This is a genomic window from Rickettsia sp. TH2014 (assembly GCF_019249195.1).
Taxonomy (GTDB): Bacteria; Pseudomonadota; Alphaproteobacteria; order Rickettsiales; family Rickettsiaceae; genus Rickettsia; species Rickettsia felis.
On the sequence record NZ_MXAX01000180.1, the window covers coordinates 1 to 2,473 of the forward strand.

A 2,473-nucleotide genomic window follows, 5' to 3' on the forward strand; every position below is an offset into this window, starting at 1 on the left:
ATAATTTTTATAATGTCTGTAAGATTAAATCTTGACTTCTACATTGCCTTTCAAGTAGTACTTAACATGGAATATAAGGAAATTGATTGCTTCAGTTATAATTATCCTGTAATCGTTTCTGCTAAAACTTTCTTGTCCCAATTAGTTTAAATGATATTTCAAAACTTTACACTTTATAAATGAAGTAACTCGTCTATAATAACTAATTAGTAATTAAGTTATTTAAAGCCCGATGAATAGGTCTAGGTTCATTTTTTTATCTGCTATTTCAGGTAATGTACTCGAATATTATGATTTTACGGTATATTCAGTTTTTTCGTTGATTATTGGACAAGTTTTTTTTCCAGGTGAATCAGAATTCATTAAAACTCTTCTAAGCCTTGGAGTATTTGCGGTCGGCTTTCTGACAAGACCGATAGGAGGTATATTATTCGGTTATATAGGTGATAGATACGGTAGACGTATCGCATTAATAATCTCGATGCTAGGTATGACTATTCCGACCTTTATTATGGGTCTTATACCCTCATATGCAAGTATTGGAATTTATGCCCCTATAACTTTAGTTATAATGCGGCTTATTCAAGGTTTATGTATTAGCGGTGAAGGGACGGGAGCGGCTATTTTTATCCTTGAACATCGTCAAAACTTAAGAGCCGGTTTTACGGCAGGGTTAGTACATGGTTCAAATATCGCAGGTACTTTAATTGCAACATTTATCGGTATTATAATTGAGTGTTATTTTTCGCATATAGATTTTGCTTGGCGTTTTGCTTTCCTACTTGGCGGATTTATGGGTCTTGCCGGATTTTACTTGCGATTACGTGTATCGGAAACACCGATTTTTAAAATGCTTGAGAAAAAGAAACAAGTTCTTAAAGCACCTTTTTCCAATGTAATTAGAACTGCTTGGAGATCGATGTTTTTAACTATGTGTATAGGTGCTATTGCTAGCAGTGTTATGTATTTAGTAAAAACTTATATAAATGTTTTCTATTATAATGTAATGCATCTTAGCAATACTATTGCTTTATCATATTTAGCGTATAGTTCATTTATTGCAATGATAGCGATGCCGCTTGCCGGCGGTACTGCCGATATTATCGGAAAATTTAAAATGGCAATGCTTGTTGGTGTTGCTATCTTGATATTGATTTTACCGACCATGTTACTTATGTCAGCAGAAGAGATGTGGCAACAAATCATAGCTCTTACAATACTTGGTATGCTCGCAGGAAGTATAGCAGGTACGGCTTATATATTCGTTATATCCTTGTTTACGGCAGAACAAAGATTCACTGGTGTTGCTTTCAGCTACAATTTTGCAATAGCGATATTCGGCGGAACTTCACCTATTATTTCCCGTTGGCTTGTAGAGCATACAGGTTTATTTTATGCTCCGGCTTTTTATATCATGATCATTACTGCTGTATTTTTAGTGATTATGTATATGATGAGGAAAGTAATTAAATCGTTGCTTAATAATTATGAAAATAGAAAATAAAGAAATAACAAGTAATTGGTTTACTAATTTACGTGATTTATTGTGCAAAGAATTTGAAAAAATCGAAGAAGAATATGCACAGACAAAAGGTTTAAAACCAGCTAAGTTTGTACGTACAAGCTGGCAACGTAACGGCGGTGGCGGCGGTATTATGTCTCTCATGAAAGGAGAAGTATTTGAAAAAGTCGGGGTTAATATATCTACCGTATTCGGTGAATTTTCTCCCGAATTCCGTAGTGAAATTCCAGGAGCAGAGCTAGACGGGAAATTCTTTGCAACAGGCATTTCATTAGTCGCACATCTTAAATCGCCGCTAATTCCTGCCATGCATTTCAATACTCGTTATATAGAGACTTCTAAAAGTTGGTTTGGAGGCGGTGGCGATTTAACACCTTTTTATCCGGAAGAAAACGAAACTACAAAGTTTCATACAGCTTTTAAAGAAGCGTGCGATAAGTATGATTCTAGCTATTATCCTAAATTCAAAAAGCAATGTGACGAATATTTTTATCTAAAGCATCGAAAAGAGCCGAGAGGAGTAGGCGGAATATTCTATGATTACTTAAATAGTGATAATTTTGAACAGGATTTTGCTTTTACGCAGGATGTAGGTAGAGCTTTATTGTCGGTATATCCTGAAATCGTTGGAAGTAAGTTATTTTTACCTTGGACAACTGAGCAGAAAGAATACCAACTTATAAGGCGGGGTAGATATGTAGAATTTAATTTGCTATATGACCGCGGTACTAAATTCGGCTTAATGACCGATGGAAATGTTGAGGCAATATTAATGTCATTACCACCTGAAGTAAAGTTTAATTGACTTTTTGGAAGTTAATATAGAACCATAACCGAAATAGTAAAACGCCACGAAACCTCTGTCAAAAGTGAGAGTATTTTTTACAAAACTGATGCAATCCTTGGCTTCTACAGATCAATTTCATCTCTGTCATCCCGTGGCTTGACCAC

Annotated in this window: 2 protein-coding genes; both read left to right on the forward strand. The window is 35.1% G+C overall.

From position 1 onward, the window contains the following. Window positions 1–232: 232 nt before the first annotated feature. The gene (locus KYQ89_RS03515; protein ID WP_218460432.1) at window positions 233–1,504 is read left to right on the forward strand and encodes an MFS transporter; all 1,272 of its coding nucleotides are present in this window, start codon (window positions 233–235) and stop codon (window positions 1,502–1,504) included. Further along, window positions 1,488–2,327, forward strand: a complete 840-nt coding sequence (gene hemF, locus KYQ89_RS03520) for an oxygen-dependent coproporphyrinogen oxidase (RefSeq protein ID WP_218460433.1) — start codon at window positions 1,488–1,490, stop codon at window positions 2,325–2,327. The genes KYQ89_RS03515 and hemF overlap by 17 nt, the downstream gene beginning before the upstream one ends. Window positions 2,328–2,473: the final 146 nt, after the last annotated feature.

Excerpts from the sequence above, each read along its gene's own strand:
- hemF (WP_218460433.1), top strand. The coding sequence starts at position 1,488 with ATGAAAATAGAAAATAAAGAAATAACAAGTAATTGGTTTACTAATTTA.
- KYQ89_RS03515 (WP_218460432.1), top strand. The coding sequence starts at position 233 with ATGAATAGGTCTAGGTTCATTTTTTTATCTGCTATTTCAGGTAATGTA.